Consider the following 23023-nt stretch of genomic DNA (forward strand, 5'->3'; position numbering starts at 1 on the left):
CGAAGAGGACGCAGTATGTGTTCGTATAAAAATAATATGTTGCAGCTGGCGTTCGGCGTTGTGCTTTGCCTGTCGCAGAGCGTCACCCACGCAGCCGAATACGTCGACGTGCTGGACCTGCCCGCCAGGGTCAGCGCCTTGGCGATCAACAGCCCGTTGTCCGGCATGGCCCGCGCCGGTGGGCGCGTGATCGCCGTCGGCCAGCGTGGCCATATTCTGTTTTCCGATGATTCGGGAAACCATTGGCAGCAGGCCGCCGTACCGGTCAGCGCCGATCTGACCGCGGTGAATTTTCCGACCACCACCCAGGGCTGGGCGGTGGGTAATGACGGTGTGGTGCTGCACAGCAGCGACGCCGGTGCGACCTGGCAAAAGCAGCTCGACGGTCGCCAGATTGGTTCCTTGCTGGTCAAGCATTACACGGCGCTGGCCAGCGCCGAACCGGGCAATGAGCAATGGCCGCTGCTGGTCGCCGAAGGCCAGAGGCTGGCCGAGCAGGGCGCGGACAAACCGTTGCTCGACGTCTGGTTCGCCAACGAAAAGCTGGGATATGTGGTCGGTGTGTTCAACCTGATCTTGCGCACCGAAGACGGCGGCCAGACCTGGACCCCGTTCCAGGATCGCACCGACAACCCGCAGGGCTTTCACCTCAACGCCATCGCCTCCACCGGTGACGGTTTGTACATCGCCGGCGAGCAAGGCCTGTTGCTCAAATGGGATGACAACAACCAACGCTTCGTCGCCGTGCCGACGCCTTATCAAGGCAGCTTCTTCGGCGTGCTCGGCAAGCCTGGCGAAGTGCTGGTCTACGGCCTGCGCGGCAACGTGCTGCGCAGCACCGACGGCGGCCAGAGCTGGACCGCACTGGACACTGGCCTGCACGTCAGCATCACCGCGGGCCTGATCGATGCCCGTGGCAATTATCGCTTGTTCACCCAGGGCGGGCAGATGCTGGTCAGCCAGGGGACGGGCGCGCAGTTGCATCTGGTGCAGCGGCCGGCACCGACACCGGTCGCCGGCGCCACCCAGTCCGCCGATGGCGCCTTGGTGCTGGCCGGCAGCCGTGGTACCCGGACGCTGTCCGCCGACCCAGCCCTCGAACCCTAAGAGCGAGAACCCAGACATGGGCAATATCAAACAAGACGCCATGCCGGTGATCCGCGATGTGCGTGATTTCGATCGTCGCTCCGGCAACCTGCTGGAACGGCTGGTGTTCAACTATCGCCCGCTGTTCATGCTACTGATGGCGCTGGTCACCGTGGTGCTGGGCTTTATGGCCGTGACTCGCCTGGAGCTGCGCCCCAGCTTCGAAAAAATGATTCCGCAGAGCCAGCCGTACATCCAGAACTTCCTGGAAAACCGCGCCTCCCTGCGCGGCTTGGGTAACTCGGTGAGGGTGGTGGTCGAGAACACGAAGGGCGATATTTTCGATCCCGAATACCTCGACGTGCTCAAGCAGGTCAACGATCAGCTATTCCTCACCGAAGGTGTCGACCGCGCCTGGATGAAGTCGCTGTGGAGCCCGGCGGTGCGCTGGACCGAAGTCACCGAGGACGGATTCCAGGGTGGCCCGGTGATGCCCGATACCTATTCCGGGCAACCTGAACAAATCGAACAATTGCGTCAGAACATCTCCCGCGCCGGCATTGTCGGCAGCCTGGTGGCCAGCGATTTCAAGTCGACCATGCTGATCGTGCCGCTGCTGGACAAAGCTGCCGCCGGCGGACAGCGCATCAATTACCACGCGTTCTCGCAGATGCTCGAAGAGCAATTGCGCGACAAGATCGAATATGCGGGCGACAGCGCTGCGCGTAAATCCGGGGTAGAAGGCAGCGGTCAGTACAAGGTGCGGGTGATCGGCTTCGCCAAATTGATGGGCGACCTGATCGACGGCCTGATTCAGGTGATGATGTTCTTCGGTCTGGCGGTCATCACTTCGCTGGTGATCATTTACGCCTACACCCGTTGCGTGCGCAGTACCCTGCTGGTGGTCGGCTGCTCGCTGATCGCGGTGATCTGGCAACTGGGCATCGTCGCCTGGCTCGGTTACGCCATCGATCCGTACTCGGTGCTGGTGCCGTTCCTGATCTTCGCCATCGGCGTATCCCACGCGGCGCAAAAGATGAACGGCATCATGCAGGACATCGCTCGTGGCACCCACAAGCTGATCGCCGCACGCTACACCTTCCGCCGTCTGTTCATTGCCGGCGTCACCGCGTTGCTGGCCGATGCCGTGGGCTTTGCGGTGCTGATGCTGATCGATATCCCGGTGATCCAGGATCTGGCGATCACCGCCAGCATCGGCGTCGCGGTGCTGATCTTCACCTCGCTGTTGCTGATGCCGGTGGCGCTGTCCTATGTCGGCGTCGGCGCCAAGGCCGCCGAGCGTGCGCTGAAAATCGACACTCGCGCCGAGCACCACAAGGGCTTCGGCAAACTCTGGGATCTGCTCGACCGCTTCACCACCGCCAAGTGGGCCACGGGTGCGGTTCTGGTCGCGGTGTTGATGGGCGTCGGCGGTTACATGGTCAGCCTGAACCTGAAGATCGGCGACCTGGAAAGCGGTGCGCCGGAGCTGCGCGCCGACTCGCGCTACAACCGCGACAACGCCTACATCACCCAGCATTACGCGCTGTCCAGCGACCTGTTCGCGGTGATGATCAAGACGGCGCCGGAAGGCTGCCTGAACTACAAGACCCTGGTGCTCGCCGACCGCCTGGCGTGGGAGCTGCAACAGTACCCAGGCGTGCAGGCCACGGCTTCGCTGGTCAACGCGGTGCGGCAGATCACCGCCGGCACCTACGAAGGCAACCCCAAGCTCAACAGCATCCAGCGTAACCAGGATGTGCTGAACTACGCCGCGCAGCAAGCCTCGGTGAACTCGCCGGAACTGTTCAACACCGAGTGCTCGCTAATGCCGGTGATCGCGTTCCTCAAGGATCACAAGGCCGAAACCCTCGATGCAGTGGTGGCGATTGCCGACAAGTTCGCCAGGGAAAACAGCAGCGACGATCGCCAGTTCCTGCTCGCCGCCGGCAGTGCCGGGATCGAGGCGGCGACCAACATCGTCGTGCGCGAAGCCAACCACACCATGCTGCTGTACGTGTACGCGGCGGTGACGCTGTTCTGCCTGATCACCTTCCGCAGCTGGCGTGCCACGCTGGTGGCGCTGTTGCCGCTGGTGCTGACCTCGATCCTCTGCGAAGCCTTGATGGTGGCCATGGGCATTGGCGTGAAAGTCGCGACCCTGCCGGTGATCGCCCTTGGCGTGGGCATCGGCGTGGACTACGCCTTGTATCTGCTCAGCGTGCAACTGCACTTCCAGCGCCAGGGCCTGCCGCTGTCCCAGGCCTACCGCAACGCCGTGTCCTTCACCGGCCGGGTGGTCGGGCTGGTGGGCATCACCCTCGCGGCCGGCGTGGTGTGCTGGGTCTGGTCGCCGATCAAGTTCCAGGCCGACATGGGCATCCTGCTGACCTTCATGTTCCTGTGGAACATGCTCGGCGCGCTGATCCTGATTCCGGCCCTGTCCTGGTTTCTGTTGCGCGAACGGGCACCCCAGCCCGGTTCCGTGGCGGCCGTCGAAAACCCTGAATCCACTGAACGTCCCGGCATGCCTCTTGCCGTGACCACTTCCGAGTAAACCAAGATGTCTGATTACAAAGCTCCCCTGCGCGACATGCGCTTCGTACTCAACGAGGTTTTCCAGGTGTCCCGGCTCTGGGCCAGTTTGCCTGGCCTGGCCGATGTGATCGATGAAGAAACCGCCGCCGCCATCCTCGAAGAGGCCGGCAAGATCAGCGGCGAAGTGATCGCGCCCTTGAACCGCGCCACCGACGAGCAGGGCTGCACCTGGAGCAATGGCTCGGTCACTGCCCCGGACGGTTTTGCCCAGGCCTATCAAGCCTTCGCCGAGGGCGGCTGGGTCGGGGTTGGCGGTGATCCGCAGTACGGTGGCATGGGCATGCCCAAGGCCATTTCCGCGCAGGTCGAAGAGATGGTCAACTCGGCCAGCCTGTCGTTCGGCCTGTACCCGATGCTGACCGCCGGCGCGTGCCTGTCGATCAAGGCTCACGCCAGCGAAGAACTCAAGCAACGCTATCTGCCGAACATGTACGCTGGCACCTGGACCGGTTCGATGTGCCTGACCGAAGCCCATGCCGGCACCGACCTGGGCCTGATTCGCACCCGCGCCGAGCCACAGGCCGACGGTAGCTACAAGGTCACCGGCAGCAAGATTTTCATCACCGGTGGCGACCACGACCTGACCGAGAACATCATCCATCTGGTACTGGCGCGCCTGCCGGATGCACCGGCGGGACCCAAAGGCATCTCGCTGTTCCTGGTGCCCAAGGTGCTGGTCAATGCCGACGGTTCGCTGGGTGAAAACAATGCGCTGTCCTGCGGTTCCATCGAACACAAGATGGGCATCAAGGCCTCGGCCACCTGCGTGATGAACTTCGATGGCGCCACGGGCTGGATCGTCGACGCACCGAACAAAGGCCTGGCGGCGATGTTCACCATGATGAACTACGAGCGACTGGGCGTGAGCATCCAGGGTCTGGCGCAGGGTGAGCGTTCGTACCAGAACGCCGTCGCCTACGCCCGCGACCGTCTGCAAAGCCGTGCGCCGACCGGTGCGCAATGCAAGGACAAGGCCGCCGACCCGATCATCGTGCATCCGGACGTGCGCCGCATGCTGTTGACCATGAAAGCCTTGAACGAAGGTGGCCGTGCGTTCTCCAGCTACGTGGCCCTGCAACTGGACATCGCCAAGTACAGCGAAGACGCACCGACACGCCAGCGCGCGCAGGATCTGGTATCGCTGCTGACCCCGGTGGCGAAGGCCTTCCTCACCGACATGGGCCTGGAAACCACCATCCACGGCCAGCAGATCTTCGGCGGTCACGGTTACATCCGCGAATGGGGCCAGGAGCAACTGGTGCGCGACGTGCGCATCACCCAGATCTACGAAGGCACCAACGGCATCCAGTCCCTGGACCTGGCCGGGCGCAAGATTGTCGGCAGCGGCGGGGCGCTCTATCGCCTGTTCGCTTCGGAGATCCGCAACTTTACCGCCAATGCCTGCGCTGACCTCGCCGAGTTCACCAAACCGTTGAATGCCGCCGTGGATACCCTCGACGAGCTGACCGCGTGGCTGCTGGACCGGGCCCAGAACAACCCGAATGAAATCGGCGCGGCCTCGGTCGAGTACCTGCACGTGTTTGGCTACACCGCGTATGCCTACATGTGGGCGCGCATGGCCAAGGCCGTCATGAGTTCGGACGTCGAGGATGATTTCCATACCAGCAAACTGGCCACCGCGCGCTTCTACTTTGCCCGGTTGCTGCCGCGTATCCACTCATTGAGCGCATCGGCCAAGGCCGGCAGCGACTGCCTCTATGAGTTGCAGGCCGATCAGTTCTGATCGTAAGGACAAGGAACCTTAATCATGATGGCGACAAAAATAATCCCACCCGCCGACGGCGCCTATGCCTATCCGTTGCTGATCAAGCAATTGCTGCTGTCCGGCGTGCGCTACGAGCCGGGCCGGGAAATCGTCTACGCCGACAAGCTGCGCTACAGCTACCAGACACTCAACCAGCGCATCCGCCGACTGGCCAATGCGCTGACGGCGGCCGGGGTCAAGGCCGGTGACACGGTGGCCCTGCTCGACTGGGACAGCCACCGTTACCTGGAATGCTTCTTCGCGGTGCCGATGATCGGCGCGGTGCTGCACACGGTGAACATTCGCCTGTCGCCAGAGCAGGTGCTGTTCACCATGAACCACGCCGAGGATGACCTGGTGCTGGTGCACGATGACTTCCTGCCCCTGGTCGAGCAGATTCAGGACCGGCTCACCACCGTCAAGGGCTTCCTCCAGCTCACGGACGACACGGCGCCGAGCACCACGCTGCCGGTGCTGGGCGAATACGAGCACCTGCTGTCCCTGGCGCCGGACCAGTATGACTTCCCCGACTTCGACGAGAACTCGGTCGCCACGCTGTTCTACACCACCGGCACCACTGGCGACCCGAAAGGCGTGTACTTCAGCCATCGGCAACTGGTCCTGCACACCCTGAACGCCGTCGGCACCCTGGGCGTCTATCAGGGCCAGCCTCTGCTGCGTTCCGACGATGTGTACATGCCCATCACGCCGATGTTCCACGTGCATGCGTGGGGCGTGCCGTATGTCGCGACCCTGATGGGCATCAAGCAGGTGTATCCGGGCCGCTACGAACCCAACAGCCTGGTGCGGCTCTACCGCGAAGAGAAGGTGACGTTCTCCCACTGCGTGCCGACCATCCTGCAGATGATCCTCAACTGTGAGGAAGGCAAGGGGACCCGTTTCGACGGCTGGAAAATGCTCCTCGGCGGCAGCGCGCTGACCCTCGGCATCGCCAGCGAAGCCAGCGCCAAAGGCATGGTGGTGCACGCCGGCTACGGGATGTCCGAAACCTGCCCGTTGCTGTGCCTGACTTACCTGCGCGACGAAGACCTGCAGCTATCCGCCGAAGCCCAACTGCCAATCCGCATCAAGACCGGCACGCCGGTGCCGATGGTCGACCTGAAAATCATCGACGCCGACGGCAATGACGTGGCCCACGACGGCGAGTCCCTGGGTGAGATCGTTGTGCGCGCGCCGTGGCTGACCCAGGGCTACCTGAAAGCCCCGGACAAAGGTGCGGAGCTGTGGCACAACGGCTGGCTGCACACCGGCGACATGGCCTCGATCGACAAGCAGGGCGGCGTGGAAATCAAGGATCGGATCAAGGACGTGATCAAGACCGGTGGCGAGTGGATCAGCTCCCTGGAACTGGAAAGCCTGATCAGCGAACACCCGGGCGTCATGTCCGTCGCGGTGGTGGGTATTGTCGATGAACAATGGGGCGAACGGCCCATGGCCATGGTCGTCAGCGAGCCGGGGCAATACCTGGATCGCAAGATCCTGGAGGCGCACCTGCAAGCCTACGTCGACGGTGGCCGCATCAACAAATGGGCGATCCCCAAGCAGTTCAAGTTCGTCGCCGAAATCCCCAAGACCAGCGTCGGCAAGATCAACAAGAAACTGATTCGGGAAACTGAAGCGAACTGACACGAACTGACCTGAACTGACACGAACACTGTAGGAGCGAGCTCGCTCGCGATGGACTCAAGGGCACCGCGTTTAACCAGTTAACACGCGTTATCGTTGACGGCCATCGCGAGCGAGCTCGCTCCTACAGGGAGTCCAACAGCATTGCATCGGTGTTGGCGGTTTGTGGATAGTCCGGGTGGTGTCGTCTTTGTCATAGTCCTGCACCGCCAGCGCTATCGCCCCGTTGGTCGCAGTTTTCAGCGCTTGTGCCAAGCTGAACGGGGTATTGAATCGCCGTGCATCCAATTGCCGGTCAGGCAAACCCCAGGAAGCCCACGACATGAACTTCACCCGAGCAGCAAACGTCCGCAAAGAGTTCTACAAAGCGGTCTGGTTCTATTTCAAAGTGGTGTGGCCGATCTTCTCGATACTGCTGCTGGTGATCGTAGTGTTCGGCCTGATCATCGCCCATCTGGAAGGGTGGAGCCCGGATGACGGTGTCTACTTCGCCTTCGTGACGGGCCTGACCATCGGCTACGGCGAACTCGTGCCCAAACTCGGCGCCTCGCGAGTGCTGGCAGTGCTGCTGGGCTTCAACGGCGTACTGCTGACCGCGACATTCGCGGCGATCAGTGTCCGGGCGATTGAAGTGACCGTTACCGCGTCACGCAAAGACGTGTAGGAGCGAGCTTGCTCGCGATGGTCGTCAACGATAACGCGCAAATCCAGGATAAGCGCGGTGTTCTTGAGTCCATCGCGAGCAAGCTCGCTCCTACAGTTTTTTAAGCCTCCCAACCCGCCCCAGTCACTGCCGCCTGCGCCAAGGGGTGCAAGTCCGCCCCCTGGTGCTCTGTCTGCCAGGCCAGCAGCTCCTTGCGCATACCGGGCGTCCAGTACATTTGCATGTGATTGCGCACCCCGAGCACGGCCTGTTGCTGGTCCGGTTCGCTGGTAAAGTACTGGGCGATCTGGTTGGCCATCTTGATCAGGTTGGCAGTACTCATCGGCGTACCTCCGCTTTAGCGCCACGGGCGCGATCCTTGAGCAGGCGGTGTTGTTCCTCGGTGAATTCCTGGAAGCGTTTTTGCCATTCCGAAGGGTGGTAGACGCGGCTGACTTCCACGGCCGTGACCTTGTACTCCGGACAGTTGGTGGCCCAGTCGGAGTTGTCGGTGGTGATCACGTTGGCGCCCGACTCAGGGAAGTGGAAGGTGGTGTACACCACGCCCGGGGCGACCCGTTCGGTAATCCGCGCACGCAGTACGGTCTGCCCGGCGCGGCTGCCGATGCCGACCCAGTCACCTTCGTTGATGCCACGGCTCTCGGCGTCGGTCGGGTGGATTTCCAGCCGGTCTTCGTCATGCCAGGCAACGTTGTCGGTACGCCGGGTCTGGGCGCCGACGTTGTACTGGCTGAGGATGCGCCCGGTGGTCAGCAGCAGCGGATAGCGACTGTTGACCTTCTCCTCGGTGGGCACGTAGCCGGTGAGCATGAAGCGCCCCTTGCCGCGCACGAATTCCTCGATGTGCATGGTCGGCGTGCCGTCCGGTGCCTCGGCGTTGCACGGCCATTGCAGGCTGCCGTGGCTATCCAGTGCGGCGTAGCTGACGTTGGTGAAGGTCGGCGTCAGGCTGGCGATTTCATCCATGATTTCCGACGGATGTTTGTAGTTCATCGGGTAGCCCAGGGCGTTGGCCAGGGCCACCGTGCCTTCCCAGTCGGCCTTGCCGCCCAGCGGTTCCATGACCTTGCGCACCCGCGAGATGCGCCGCTCGGCGTTGGTGAAGGTGCCGTCCTTTTCCAGGAACGAAGCGCCCGGCAGGAACACGTGGGCAAACTTGGCGGTTTCGTTGAGGAAAATGTCCTGCACCACCACGCATTCCATGGCCGACAGGGCCGCGGTGACGTGCTGGGTATTCGGGTCGCTCTGGGCGATGTCTTCGCCCTGGCAGTACAGGCCCTTGAAGCTGCCGGCCAGCGCAGACTCGAACATGTTGGGAATGCGCAGGCCCGGGTCGGGTTGCAGGGTGACGTTCCACGCCTGTTCGAACTGCGTCCGTACCACTTCGTTGGAAATGTGCCGGTAGCCGGGCAACTCGTGGGGGAAGGAGCCCATGTCGCAAGAGCCCTGCACGTTGTTCTGCCCCCGCAGCGGGTTCACGCCCACGCCTTCGCGGCCGATGTTGCCGGTGGCCATGGCCAGGTTGGCGATGCCCATGACCGAAGTGCTGCCCTGGCTGTGTTCGGTGACGCCCAGGCCGTAGTAGATCGCCGCATTGCCACCGGTGGCGTACAGGCGAGCGGCGGCACGGATGTCGGCAGCGGGCACACCGCAGATCGGGCCAATCGCTTCCGGCGAGTTTTCCGCACGGCTGACGAACTCGCTCCAGCGGGCGAAATCGCCGCCCTCGCAACGGGCGTCGATAAAGGCCTGGTTTTGCAGGCCTTCAGTGATGATCACGTGGGCCAAGGCATTGAGCATGGCGACGTTAGTACCAGGGCGCAGAGCCAAGTGATATTCGGCGCGGGCGTGCACCGTGTCCACCAGATCGATACGCCGTGGGTCGATGACGATCAGCCGCGCGCCTTCACGCAGGCGGCGCTTGAGTTGCGAGGCGAACACCGGGTGGGCATCGCTGGGGTTGGCGCCCATCACCAGGACCACGTCGGCCTGCATCACTGAGTCGAAACTCTGGGTGCCGGCGGACTCGCCCAGGGTTTGCTTCAGGCCATAACCGGTGGGCGAGTGGCAGACCCGCGCACAGGTGTCGACGTTGTTGTTGCCGAAGGCCGCACGCACCAGTTTCTGCACCAGATAGGTTTCTTCGTTGGTGCAGCGGCTGGAGGTGATGCCACCGATGGAGTCGCGGCCATATTTTTGCTGCAGCCGGCGGAATTCACTGGCGGCGTAGGTCACCGCTTCATCCCAGCTGACTTCCTGCCAAGGGTCGCTGATGTTTTTGCGGATCATCGGCTTGGTGATGCGATCCGGGTGGGTGGCGTAGCCCCAGGCAAAGCGCCCCTTGACGCAGGAGTGGCCGTGGTTGGCCTGGCCGTTCTTGTCCGGAACCATGCGCACCAACTGGTTGCCTTTCATCTCGGCGCGGAACGAGCAGCCCACGCCGCAATAGGCGCAGGTGGTGATCACGCTGCGTTCGGGCTGACCCATTTCGACCACGTTTTTTTCCATCAGCGTCGCGGTGGGGCAGGCTTGCACACAGGCACCGCAGGACACGCATTCCGAGTCGAGGAAGTTCTCGCCACCGGCGGCCGCGACCCGGGATTCGAAACCGCGCCCGGTAATGGTCAGGGCAAAGGTGCCCTGGGTTTCTTCGCAGGCGCGCACGCAGCGGTTGCAGACGATGCACTTGCTCGGGTCGTAATCGAAGTAGGGGTTGGAGGTGTCTTTCACGTCCTCCAGATGGTTCTCGCCTTCATAGCCATAACGCACTTCCCGCAGGCCAACCTGACCGGCGACGGTTTGCAGCTCGCAGTTGCCGTTGGCCGAGCAGGTCAGGCAGTCCAGCGGGTGATCGGAGATGTACAGCTCCATGACGTTGCGCCGTAGGGTCGCGAGCTTCGGCGTCTGTGTGTGCACGGTCATGCCTTCAGTGACCGGCGTGGTGCAGGACGCGGGATAACCGCGCATGCCGTCGATCTCCACCAGGCACATGCGGCAGGAGCCGAAGGCTTCCAGGCTGTCGGTGGCACAGAGTTTGGGAATGGTGGTGCCCAGCAGCGCGGCAGCGCGCATCACCGAAGTGCCTTCGGGCACGCTGATGCTGCGGCCGTCGATGTTCAGGGTGACTTGCACCTGGCTTTCGCGGGCCGGGGTACCCAGATCGATATCGGTTTTCGGATCGAATACAGTGATCATTGCTCGGCCTCCGAGGCTTGCAGACCGAAGTCGGCGGGGAAGTGCTTGAGGGCGCTGGCTACCGGGAAAGAGACCATGCCGCCCAGCGCGCACAGCGAACCGTATTGCAGGGTGTCGCACAGGTCCTTGAGGATGATCACCTGCTCATCGCGACCATTCTGGTCGGGCGCAGCGAGCAGCCGGTCGATCACCTCCACGCCCCGGGTCGAGCCGATGCGGCAGGGGGTGCATTTGCCACAGGATTCCTCGGCGCAGAACTGCATGGCGAAGCGCGCCATGCGGGCCATGTCCAGGCTGTCGTCAGCCACTACCACACCACCGTGACCGAGCATCGCGCCGATGGCGGCGAAGGCCTCGTAATCCAGCGGCGTATCGAATTGCGAAGGTGGCACCCAGGCGCCGAGCGGGCCGCCGACTTGTGCGGCCTTCAGCGGCCGACCACTGGCGGTACCGCCGCCGTAGCCTTCCACCAGTTCCCGCAGGGTCAGGCCAAAGGCCCGTTCCACAAGCCCGCCGTGACGGATATTGCCCGCCAATTGGAAGGGCATGGTGCCCAGGGAGCGGCCCATGCCGTAGTCGCGATAGAACTGTGCGCCCTTGGCCAGAATCAGCGGCACCGAGGCCAGGGTCAGCACGTTGTGCACCAGCGTCGGAAGGCCGAAAAGGCCTTGTAGAGCAGGGATCGGCGGCTTGGCGCGGACGATCCCGCGTTTGCCTTCCAGAGAGTCCAGCAGTGCGGTTTCTTCGCCGCAGATGTACGCGCCGGCACCGACTCGCACTTCCATATCGAAAGCCTGACCGCTACCACTGACATTGGCGCCCAGATAACCAGCATCACGGGCGATGTTCAACGCCTGACGCAGGGTGGCCACGGCATCCGGGTATTCCGAGCGCACATAGATGTAGCCGTAGGTGGCGCCGCAGCAGAGACCGGCAATGGCCATGCCTTCGATCAGCAGGAAAGGGTCGCCTTCCATCAACATGCGGTCGGCGAAGGTGCCAGAGTCGCCTTCGTCGGCGTTGCACACAATGTACTTCTGCGCAGCCTGAGTGCCGCGCACCGTGCGCCACTTGATCCCGGCCGGGAAGGCCGCGCCGCCACGGCCACGCAGGCCCGAATCGAACACTTCTGTCGCGGTCTGCTCGCCGCCCACCGCGATGGCGCGGGTCAAACCTTCGAAACCGCCATGGGCCCGGTAATCCTCCAGCGACAGCGGCCGGGTAATGCCGGCGCGGGCAAACAGCAGGCGTTGTTGAGTCTTCAGATAAGGCAATTCTTCCACCAGGCCCAAGGCCAGTGGATGGCTGGACGGCTCGGCTTGCAACGCATCGAGCACGGACGGCACATCGGCAGCGGTCAGCGGGCCGAAGCCGATACGGCCTTGCGGGCTGTCCACTTCCAGCAGCGGTTCCAGCCAGTACAGGCCGCGCGAACTGGTGCGCTGTAGCTCCAGCGGCAGATTAAGTGCCTGGGCCTGAGTGATCAGGGCCACGGATACCTCATCGGCACCCACGGCACGGGCAATAGAATCACAGGGCAGATAGAGAGTCGGCATCACGCGTCCTCCCGGCAAGCGTCGAGCAAGGCATCCAGACGCTCGGCACTGAGCCGCGCATGCACCCGGCCATCCAGCTCCAGAGCGGGCGAACAGGCGCAAGCACCGAGGCAATACACCGGACGCAAACTGATGCTGCCATCGGCGCTGCTGCCGTGGTCGTCCAGTTGCAGACGATCGCGCAACTGCGCCGCCAACTGCTCGGCGCCTCGACTCTGACAGGACTCAGCCCGACACAGCCGCAGGATATGCCTGGCCGGTGGCGCGGTACGGAAGTCATGGTAAAAACTGATCACCCCGCGAACCTCCGCCTGACTCAGATTGAGGGCATGAGCAATCTCGGGGACGGCGACATCGGGGATGTAACCGATGCGCTCCTGAATATCATGAAGAATGGGCAACAGCGCACCCGCAGAGCCCTTATGGCGCTCCAGCAGGCTGTTGACCACAGGCAGGTGCAACTCAACATCAGGCATACAGCATTCCTCACGGTCACGGACACACCAGAAGGTCGTCGGTTGTCCGAAAGTGTCGGCTGCGGCACTCACACCACGTCACGGAATCGTGGCATTTTCAGGCCGTTGGCCAGGGCACCCTGGGCGGGCATCTTGTTGTGCCCGGCGCGGTCTTCGCCGCACATCGGTAAGGGCATAAAAGCCAGATTGCCACGCCGCCTTTGATTTCTCTGCACCAGAGCGACGTGTTTGGTTCTGTCTACGACTATCCATTAAGTCTAGATGAGCGAGGCGGGAGGTGGTGTTGCTTCAGGGCCGTTGTGGACTTTCGCCTGAGACGGACTGCCGTTGGCAATCCTTGTGAAATTTCCCGCCGGTTTGGGCGGCGCGGAAGGGCAAGATCAAAAGATCGCAGCCTTCGGCAACTCCTACACAGGGGCGGAGTGGTTTTTCTATAGGCGAAAAAAAGGCCTTGCTAAGCAAGACCTTTCCTAATTTTGGTGCCGAGGGAGACTCGTGTGCGCCATATAAACCGTGTCTTGTAGCCGGATTATACTTATAGGGATACGTGTAGGGATACAGGCTTGTGGATGCTAGGTGTCCTCTGACTCCGAACGTCATGCATTTTCTTGCTGAGGTACGACGGACATTTTTTTCTGAATTTCAGCACGTCCTGCCACTCCTTTGACCAAATTTATCGCAGTCAATAGAGCAACCCAGAAGACGGCGACAGAGCCAAGTACGATAGTCAATTTTTGGTCTTGGAAATCTCCAAGCTTTTTGCTTCCTTCTAACACGGCATAGCAAAGCTCAACGCCCGAATAAGCCGCCGCGGCTGAGAGCATCAGCGAGAAAAGCTCTGCCAGCAGCGGAAGTGATCTCATCAGACACAAGCTATAAATCGTAAACAGCACGCCTGCAATCAGAGCGATGTAAATGAAGGTGTTTGGGCCAATCATTCAAAGACCCTCCGCCTTAAGGAACTTCTCGATGAGCTCCCTTTTTCTCTCTGCATTCGGGTTCTTTGCTCCTTCTGACTCCTTCAGCGCTCGGCTGATCAGGCGCATCTCCTCTCGTTGTCTTTCCCACAGACCTAGACCTGCAACGACGGCTCCTAACACGGTGGAGATGACGCCGACTAATATTGTGTTTGAGCCTGGGAAAACAGAACTGACAGATAGTGTAAAACCGGCAATCGTGGCTATCGCCGTGCTTATCAGGGTGGATGTCTTAGCAAGCTTTCGTCGATCTTGGGAGTATTTGGATATAAAAATCAGCGTTTCCTCGTCCATCAGCTCAAGACGCCGTATCAATTCTTGCTCGGAAATATCGACCATTTCAGATTCTTTTAAGAGGAGGCAAAGGCTCGGAGATCAACCGAGGATTGAGGGATTCTACAATGAGTTTGTCTATTTTCGCTTCGCTGGCGGCCTCAGTGCATACGAAATGCATCGCAAGCTCCGGGGGACCCTGGCGCTCCTCCAAATGTACGGGGTCGGAAACCCGCGGGATCTTGTTAGCGGCAGGACCCCAAGCTTATTGAATTTCAGTCATTGAAATCGAAAGGATATCGTTGAAAAAAGGCCATCGTTACCGCATTGGTAACGATGGCCTTTTGTGTTGATGATTCCGCACGCCTTCAGTCGTCAACCTGTCAACCAATGCGAAAAAGTCAGCTGCTCCCAAGATCACGCGGGTTTTATGCCCCGTGTCCTTCAGAAATGCTCAGGGTCCCCGGCGACCTCTCAACATCTTGTGCAATTGCACTGGTGAACTGTGTGTTCACCCGGTTCACCTGTTCACTAAGCTGGGCACTTGTCCGCTAACAAAATCCCGCGGGTTTCCGACCCCGTGTCCGTATGCATGAGTCAGGGGCCCCAGCTTTTTTTAGGGCTCGAACATACCATGTCGTTTTAGAGCCGACGGAGAAGCATCGTTCGCTGAAGGTGCTCTATAGAAGGGGGAGTGGGGGTGTTCTGCATTCTCTAAGAAAACGGTGTAACAGGTGTAATTGGTGTGACGTATAGTCTTAACTACCTGAATTTATTGAGAAAAATATTCGTAACACGGTTTTGTGAGTGTGCTCACTACCCGCGTAACAAAGCTCAATTGTGTAACACTGAATTACCTCAAGCAAAGCCCTGGCGGATTTCTCGTTAGGGTCGATTGAGGGTTAGATGAACCACAGGTTTCGACTTCATACCCTCTTTTTCGAGTGTGGAAGCGACCGGGTTGAGATGATTCAGGTGATTTCAAGATGAGCCATGCTGCTAATGTGTGTTTGATTGCAAAGGAGAAGCTCGGGAGCTACGTTGTGGTGCGGCGCCGAGAGCAGGCGGTATCTTCTTCCGATTTATTCCTACACACGCCGAAAACGACGTGGTGAAGAACGATGAGATAAGACGTCAAGAGCACTACGCTGGAAGCGGGAGGATTCTCCTGTGTAGGTATATCAAAGTTCGATAGCTTCATTACATACTTTGCTGTGGATAATTTTAAGAAGGGAAGAGAAATTGCCTAGGATTGACTACGAAAAACTGCTTCAGAATGTCGCTATTGAAGATATAGCCAATCGTCTAGGCATGACGCTTAAGAAAACGGCTGTGAATCAATTCAAAGCTCTATGCCCTTTTCATGATGATAAAACCCCCTCTCTGTTAATAGATGCTAGACGAGATAGCGGTAGGCAGCATTTCTATTGCTTTTCTTGCGGAGCGCATGGGGATGCCATTGATCTAGTTAAGGAAAAGCTGAATCTTGGTTTCAAAGATGCAGTCGAATGGCTTTCCCCTAGTACGTCGATTGTCCGTAGTGGGGGGCGAAATAAATTAATTGAAAAAAATAGCACTGCCCCTACTGTTGATCTTCCAGCGCTTCAGTTTGGATACAATTTATACAAAAAGGGAACAGATCAAGCTGCACTAGATGCTTGGATCAATGAGCGTCGACTCGATGCTACTGTTATAAAGCGCGCCGGTTTTGTGTACGCACCACGTAATTTTTTATCCCGAGCGCTTGAGGCAGAAACCAACCGATCTGTCAGGCGCGAATACACTGGCGACTTAGAGGATGCGTTTCTCATCCGGAAGTTGATTCCAGGAGTAACTGCAGAGATGCACCTGCCGTTGAATTCCGGTAGTGAGTCAATAAATAGGTATAGTGACTTTTTTATAGCAGATCGAGTAATATTTCCAATTCATGATGAAAAAGGTCAGTTGCTAGGATTGGCGGGCCGGGCTTCGAGAGTTGCTGCTGGATCAACAGTGCCGAAGTACCAATTCACGCGTGAATTTCCTAAGTCAACCGTGCTATATCGAGCAGACTTCGCATTCAAGCTTGTGAGAAGTGAGGCGAAGAAAGGTAATAAGAACGTTGTAGTTTATTTGTGTGAGGGATTTCTTGATGCACTTCGGTTTGAAAGTCTCGGGTTTCCTGCTGTCGCAATCATGGGAAGCTCAATTAGCGAGCCTCAGGTCAGGCTTCTTCAATCTTTAAGTGAGTCCCTGCCAAAGGCTACGAGTTTAACAGTTGTTGTTAGTTTCGATAGGGATGAGGCCGGCTTGCGGGGCGCAGCAGATGCGTGCTTGAAGCTTATGAATGCTCCAGTTGAGTGTGCCTTCCTATGGCCGACGGATCTCCAGCTTAAAGATATTGGCGTCAGTAGTGAAAGCAGAAAAGATCCAAACGACTATCTTGAACTTTGCTCCGTTGAGTCGGCGAAAAATTTATTACAGAGCGCAATTTATCCGCCCCAGCTTTCCATTCTTGCATATTCCTTTAGTGCTACTGCTGAGGATATTTTAGATGAAAATGTATGGGGTGCGGCGCCGCGAACTCGTAGATTTAGGGCCTTCAGTCAAGCGTTTAGTCAGATCGAAAAATCGATAGGATCTGATTCCAAAGAGTATCTTCAGCGGTCGCTTTCAGACACTGACTCATCAAATAGTATCTCTGCCTTCGCGGAGTGGCTCAGCTTCATTAGTGAGTCTGCCTCTGAAATTCATAAGTCGTATTCTGAAGATTTTCTAAACAATGCAGGCGCACGTCTTAACCACTCTCGCATACTTGCATACATGGGGTCGAGACGAGGTGAACTTCCGTGTGACGAACCGCGATGGGAACGCTTAGATATTGCCGCGACAGCGTTCAATACATTGTTGACGGATCGCTTGAAAAGCATACGAGCCAGTGGGCCGATCGGTCCCTACAACGCGGTCTGGGTGCCTCGCTCTTTTGGTGGTTCAGAGTTCAGGTTGAAGATTATGCCTCTCCCTGAGGACTTGATTGTTCAACAATATTTACTGAACGAGATTCTTACTGAGCGATGGGATCATGAAGGTTTTACTGATTTCCCGTTTAGCAGAAGAATACCTGCGGTACGCTACTATCGAGAGAGTCGCAGAACAGTTACTACGGGCTTCGATATCAAAGGTGACGGAAATGGCGAGGCAATAACTTCGCAGACTCTCAGTTTCGCCTATCAGATCGACATGGATGTACTTGAAGGGCGTCAGCCTGCTACAGATCAGGGAATGTATCGGCCGTACGCTGAGTGTTGGCGTGATTTTATGGCCTCCTTAACCAAGCAGGCCACGGATATTGGATATGTTTACTCAATAAGGTTAGATGTAAAACGGTATTATGATCGGCTTCGGCGATATGTCGTTCGCGATCGATTGCTAGCACCGCTTCAATCTGCAATATCATCGGTCTCTGATAATACTCCAGAGTTCGCAGGGCTACTTCAATTTGATACGCAAAACCCAAATGCCGCTGCGAAAGCAGCTTTTGTTCTTGATCGGCTTGACGAGCATCTATTTGGTGTAAATTACGCAAGGCCTGATACGGGGCTTAGTGAAGAGACTAATCCTTTAATGGGGATTCCACAGGGTCCCGTATTATCTGCCTGGATTGGTTCAGTAGCTTTGTTTCCAGTCGATGAAGAAGCTTATCGCTTCATGTCCGCGCTGAATGTTGATTCCAAGCGTGTTGGTTATGCTCGATATGTGGATGATATCGTGCTACTCGCAGATGATCCGGAGACTTTGGCTAACTTGAGGGAGGCTGTCGATCGATGTGCCCGTAAGCTTGAACTGACGCTCCTCGCGAAGGCTGACGAAATTCCGGCGATGAGCGCCGAGGACTTTGCTTCATATATTAATCAAGGAAGAGCTCTAGCTGCCTATGGGCCAGCATGGGAGCCGCCATTAGTCGGTGATGGTGAGTCAGGTTGGGATTTTTGGTCTGCGGCACCAGCAACTGATCGTCAGTCAGCTTTGCAGTTACTGCATAACGTAGAACTATACAAGGCATCTAAATCAACACTTTTGCAAACTGTTAAAACTGCGTTTCAGGCGCCAGACCTTCGTGCATCAGAGCTTCCCAAGGCTGCGAGATTAATTTGGTACTCAATTGCTGTAGAGCATCTTGGGAGTATTGAGGCTGCTGAGGTTTTGTCACAATATCTAGAAACTTGGGATAACTGCGTGCACGACGCAGCTTGGAGCCTTCGACCTGAGGAAAATGAGTGGGAATCACCTGTTTTGTTTGCGCTCGAAGGCCTCGAGCATTTAATTGACAAGCAGACTCGCGATATTGCTGAACTTTCCGCTGAAGAGAACGCACTAAGACGACGTCGTATAGCATGGCTTGCTGATCTAGTTTTAAGCACAGCATTCGAAGCTTATGTGTTTAATTCAACACCAGGCCCTCAGCATCAACTGGATGTGCGTTTGGAGCTTGTACGCTGGAAAGCAGCGCGGCTTCTGGGAATGCATAAAAGCTCAGAAGCACATCTACACGTAGAACGTTCTAAGCTGGTACAAGTCTGGCAACCATTTGAGTGGATGCATGAAGCAGTAGCATTGCTTTCAGATGCAGACCAATCCACAGAAGATCCACTAACTCCTTTTGTCGCCCCAACTGAAGATCATGTGCGGAAGGGCACAATTTCAGGTTTTGCCGCCGATGTGTTTATTGCATTACTACCGGGAGACGATATTCGCTCAACGTTTTTAAATGATGGAAATCAAGCGGCGGCGATAAATATTGCCTTGCAAACCATTGTTAGCATTGTTCCGAAAGAGCAACTGCCAGTGTGCTTAAGTCGACGTAATCACCTCATATGGAACACCACATCAACTAATGTTGTGAATCGGCTAATACTTCCACCGCTGCCAGGTATTAAAACGAACCGTCTTTTGTCATGTCTAGGAAGCATTGTAAGCGAAGATGGAACGGTATTAGTAGATGCAATCGAAGCTCTCGATTTTTCTGCTATGGATGCCACTCCGGCCTTTATCGGTGCAGATAATGGTAGCATTGTCCGGTTACTGAATGCTGAGTGGACGTCTGTACCACTAACAGGCTCTCTGATTCGGCTTCGGAGCGATTTGCCAGCGGACGATTATATTAATCTGCGAGAGCGGGTCTTACCAGTAAACATCAACGTGTCCACCGAGACTTTGAAGCTTGCTGCGAAATTGTTCAGATCAGTTGCAAAAGTGGTCGTTTCCTATTCTGAGAATAATGAGGGCAAAGAACTTGTTCCTGCGTGGCCCTACATTGCAACTGATCTAAATAAGCAGATGTATTACCTAATCGCAGAGGGAGTATCACGAGATGAGCTCGGTAACAGAGCTTTTGTACGTGATGGTGGAAGAGCTTTGCGGACGGCTGAAGTGCCTATCTATGAAGCAAGTCTTTGGAGGGTCGGCGTTGCGATTTCAGATTATTTGGGACTTTATGACGATGTCTCCAAATTTGGCGATGCTGAATCGGATGTTACACTCGACGCTGTAGCACTAACAAATCCTGCTCGATACGTTCTCCGGGCGCAACTTCGTAAACTTCGAGGAGCGTATGCTGACTCCCAAATAAGCAAAAGAAGAAGTGATGATGGTTTATTGCCTGCCACTGTCAATCGCTCTCTTCGCTTGTTAGAAACATTTCCAGAGCAAGTAGAGGATTCTCTAGATCCCATTCTTTATGTCCTCGCCTCGGAAGCTGAGTCGGCAGGCATGTACCTGGCATTCCGCGAGAGTTGGAAATGCAGTGATGCCGCGTCATTTCTGGTGTTGTTAGCAAATAAGGTTCTAGGGCGCTTACCTCTATCAGTTAGTCAAGTGCTTGCAATAAGTGATGAAGGGAGTGCCGGTGTAAGGCGTGATCTCTTTGGTTTACTGTGTTTTTCTAAACGGCTGTTTTCTGTTTCAACCGAATCCTCGGTCTCTGAAATTCCATCATGGAAGGCACTGCGTGCAGGTGTTATCAGCACAGGTATTAACGTAGCTTTTGAAGGGCTGATCGCTTCTCTACGAAGCCATGGGGCATTTGAACGATATGAGAATTTTGATTTTCCAGAGGCTTGGGGTATTCCTTCAGCTCCGCCTCATTCCTTGGAGGAAAAAGCAGCCTCTGACAATGCTATCCAATCAAACAGCAGGGTCTTATTGATTGAACAATGTCGTAGGTTAGTACAACACCTTGGGCATCGATTGGTTCAAGATAATTTAGAACGACTATCTGACTCCCTATATGAGCAATTAGGGGTAATTGCTAAGGCACTAGCTTCAATTGACTATCATGATAGTGAGACCGACTCCTTTCTCGAGTGGCCATTTGAAATGTTGAGTGATCATTGTTTGGGGTTGCTCAGTCTGGAGCTATTAGAGTCTGTTGTGTTGCTGGTTAGAAGGATAGATGAAGAGCTTGGTTTTGAGTCAATAACAGTAATTGAGAAGTCTTATGGTTACAACCCTCAGACAAAGCGCTTCACCGATTCAAGAAACGGAGTCAGGGATGTCACTCCGTGGATGATTTCCCAGTTTCCCCGGTTCTCTAAGCATATTGAAGAAATAACTCACGATGGGCGATTTTTGCGAGTTTGGTCAGAAATTTTTGATCGCGAGAGTGGCAAGCTTTTATCTGTCTCCGCGCTTGGTGAGCCATTTGCTTCGATCGCTATTATTAAGCCAGGTATTGATACTTCTCTCCAGGTTGAAGTGGTAGAGGAAGAAAATGGAAGTGGCTCGGTACCAGCGATAAGGGAGGAGAATTATGAGTTTCATGCAGATTCCATAATTGGGTCTGTCGGGATCAATTCGCCGTCTGCTTTTTCCTTGCCACGAGCTTCCATGTCAACTAGTAGTGTTCATGGTGATGAGGAAGGTGCAGTAGGTGGTTTGGTTGAAGATGCCTTATCAGAGTTTCAACATTCACCTTCCAGCAATGCTGATATTCCAGTGGGAACCGTGGTTGAGCACGATTTGGGCCGCGACGCTAATGCATTCAGAAAACAGCAGGCAGAGCAGTGGACTCGGCGCGGTGAAGCTTGCAAACCCAGAGGGCTGGTTCGTATTGCATTGCTTCAGGCTGACTTTGATTTGACGTATCAGCACCCTTTCGTTGAGGCTTGCCCGACACATTGGCCTTTTGGTTCAAAGGTCAATGAGGGTATTTCCTTGAATCTAAAGGTTAATGCTGACTCGAAATATGGGCGATTGCTAAATGCCGCAGAAAGGCACGATACCGCACATATGTGGACAAAATTAGAATTTCTGCCTAGTTGGTCAGAACACCGCCGTCGCTCGATTCTGAAGCGTGTCGTGGATACATGTCAAAATTTCGGGGTGGACTTACTTGTTCTTCCTGAATACTCCGTAAGACGTGAAACAGTTGAGTGGTTGAAAACGTATATCATAAATAAAGGTGTTTCGGTTTTGGCTGGGACGTACATGAATATATGTGATAGGGCTGATGAAAATCACTTGTCTGCTCCACTGACTTTGCTTTGGCCGTTGCCTAAGTCAGCGTCGAAAGTATTTCTTGCTTCCCTGCAGAAGAAAAAATTGGGTTCCGGTAAAGATTATGATGCGTTACAGCGGGGGCATGTTCTGGAATTCTCGAGAAATAAAAAATATCGTTCTATCGCATTAGAAGAGTTTTTTCGACCCTCTGCATTACCTTTGAAGCCCTTGTTTAATCCTGGGGAACTCGCAAGTAAACTAGAAAGTGTTATCGGATTCGAACCATCGGCCGATGTTATTACTCATCTTTTCACAGAGGCAAAGCTCCCTCTCAAATATCTTTTGGAATTAATATGCTCTGAGGCTTTCTTGGTCTCTAGTCCGGCTAATTACATTCAAATGGGGGAGGATCTTAAGGCAATGTGGCGTAGATTTGGCCGGCCAGCGGAAATTGATGAGGTTTTTAGCGATCTTAAGGCATTGTCCGAGAAGCTCTCTATCACTGGTAATGGGGCTGAGGCACGAAGATCAATTCTCGCGGTACCTGCAGCCACATCGCGTTCTGCCGACTATTGGTTCGCTGGACAGTCCGGATTTTTGGCTGCGGGTACAACAACGGTATTCTGCAATAGTATAGATGGTAAAACGCTGGTAGGGGGGAGCTGTTTTATCGGGCAGGGAAGTTGGAAGTCTGAAGAGACTACAATGGGCTATCTTGCCAAGATAACTCCTTATCACGGATGGTCTAAGGGGATTTATTACAACAATAGAGATGATGCTTTAAGTAAAAATGATCAAGCATTGGTGATTGCAGACGTGGATCCGCATAATATGCTTGAAGGTAAACCTCGTGCTCAGACGATGCCGTCTCCACTTCAGCTTGTAGCTTATTTGCCTTTGGTCGAGTCCATTGACTGGGAACGTACGCAATCGAATTTACTTAAAGCACTTTCCATCTCTCTACCCGAAAACGTTCTTACTTCAAAAGAAAAAAGCAAAAAACGTCCGCAAGACGAGGGTGAATTCTGGAAGACGGTTGGGCGATCCAAAGACACGCTTGATGAGACAAATCTTGGTGACCTGTGGCGGAAGTTTCCCGATGCTAATCCGCTTTTGTCTCGCGCAAAGGCCCATCATAACAATGGTGATATGCAACCGAACGCACCAAAAGGCTCTCTTGGGCTATTCGCCGCGCCTGCTTTTTATGACTGGATTGATGTGAGTTTAACGTTGACGGAGCATCAGGAACTTCCATCAATCGCTGTCCACCCATGGAAGACCCCCGAAGATTAAGTGCATGTAGGGAGACC

The 23023-nt window shown here is 56.1% G+C and carries 12 protein-coding genes; 6 read left to right on the forward strand and 6 right to left on the reverse strand.

What is annotated here, in order from left to right; genetic code table 11:
• The first annotated feature begins 15 nt into the window (after positions 1-15).
• The 5 genes from PMI31_RS20325 (at position 16) to PMI31_RS20345 (ending at position 7760) form a co-directional block, all read left to right on the forward strand.
• On the forward strand, positions 16-1107 hold the full coding sequence (locus PMI31_RS20325; RefSeq protein WP_008020228.1) for a WD40/YVTN/BNR-like repeat-containing protein: 1092 nt from the start codon (positions 16-18) through the stop codon (positions 1105-1107).
• 16 nt (positions 1108-1123) lie between these two features.
• Positions 1124-3643 (forward strand): efflux RND transporter permease subunit, encoded by a 2520-nt coding sequence (locus PMI31_RS20330; RefSeq protein ID WP_008020229.1) that lies wholly within the window; start codon positions 1124-1126, stop codon positions 3641-3643.
• Between the two features lie 6 nt (positions 3644-3649).
• Positions 3650-5428, forward strand: a complete 1779-nt coding sequence (locus tag PMI31_RS20335) for an acyl-CoA dehydrogenase C-terminal domain-containing protein (RefSeq protein ID WP_008020231.1) — start codon at positions 3650-3652, stop codon at positions 5426-5428.
• Positions 5429-5452: 24 nt separating this feature from the next.
• Positions 5453-7096 carry a fatty acid--CoA ligase gene (locus tag PMI31_RS20340; RefSeq protein WP_008020232.1) on the forward strand — a complete coding sequence of 548 codons (1644 nt, stop codon included), beginning with the start codon at positions 5453-5455 and terminating at the stop codon, positions 7094-7096.
• Between the two features lie 322 nt (positions 7097-7418).
• Positions 7419-7760: a potassium channel family protein gene (locus PMI31_RS20345; RefSeq protein ID WP_008020233.1), complete on the forward strand. Its 342-nt coding sequence runs from the start codon at positions 7419-7421 to the stop codon at positions 7758-7760.
• 100 nt (positions 7761-7860) lie between these two features.
• Here the strand turns inward: PMI31_RS20345 and PMI31_RS20350 are convergent, their stop codons facing one another.
• The 6 genes from PMI31_RS20350 to PMI31_RS20375 all read right to left on the reverse strand — a co-directional run bounded on the left by PMI31_RS20350 (position 7861) and on the right by PMI31_RS20375 (position 14303).
• Positions 7861-8082, reverse strand: coding sequence for a formate dehydrogenase subunit delta (locus PMI31_RS20350; RefSeq protein WP_008020234.1), 222 nt, complete (start codon positions 8080-8082; stop codon positions 7861-7863).
• The gene (fdhF, locus tag PMI31_RS20355) at positions 8079-10955 is read right to left on the reverse strand and encodes a formate dehydrogenase subunit alpha (protein WP_008020235.1); all 2877 of its coding nucleotides are present in this window, start codon (positions 10953-10955) and stop codon (positions 8079-8081) included. The genes PMI31_RS20350 and fdhF overlap by 4 nt, the downstream gene beginning before the upstream one ends.
• Complete coding sequence (locus PMI31_RS20360) at positions 10952-12511, reverse strand: formate dehydrogenase beta subunit (protein ID WP_008020236.1); 1560 nt, start codon at positions 12509-12511, stop codon at positions 10952-10954. The genes fdhF and PMI31_RS20360 overlap by 4 nt, the downstream gene beginning before the upstream one ends.
• A complete protein-coding gene (locus PMI31_RS20365; protein ID WP_008020238.1) occupies positions 12511-12987 on the reverse strand; it encodes a formate dehydrogenase subunit gamma in 477 nt (158 codons plus the stop codon). The genes PMI31_RS20360 and PMI31_RS20365 overlap by 1 nt, the downstream gene beginning before the upstream one ends.
• Positions 12988-13583: 596 nt before the next feature.
• Positions 13584-13925 (reverse strand): hypothetical protein, encoded by a 342-nt coding sequence (locus PMI31_RS20370; protein WP_008020240.1) that lies wholly within the window; start codon positions 13923-13925, stop codon positions 13584-13586.
• Positions 13926-14303 (reverse strand): hypothetical protein, encoded by a 378-nt coding sequence (locus PMI31_RS20375; RefSeq protein WP_043302520.1) that lies wholly within the window; start codon positions 14301-14303, stop codon positions 13926-13928. It abuts the gene before it with no gap.
• 1176 nt (positions 14304-15479) lie between these two features.
• Here PMI31_RS20375 and PMI31_RS30190 point away from each other — a divergent pair.
• The gene (locus tag PMI31_RS30190) at positions 15480-23006 is read left to right on the forward strand and encodes a CHC2 zinc finger domain-containing protein (RefSeq protein WP_008020242.1); all 7527 of its coding nucleotides are present in this window, start codon (positions 15480-15482) and stop codon (positions 23004-23006) included.
• Positions 23007-23023: the final 17 nt, after the last annotated feature.

Source organism: Pseudomonas sp. GM55, assembly GCF_000282395.1.
Taxonomy (GTDB): domain Bacteria; phylum Pseudomonadota; class Gammaproteobacteria; order Pseudomonadales; family Pseudomonadaceae; genus Aquipseudomonas; species Aquipseudomonas fluorescens_CC.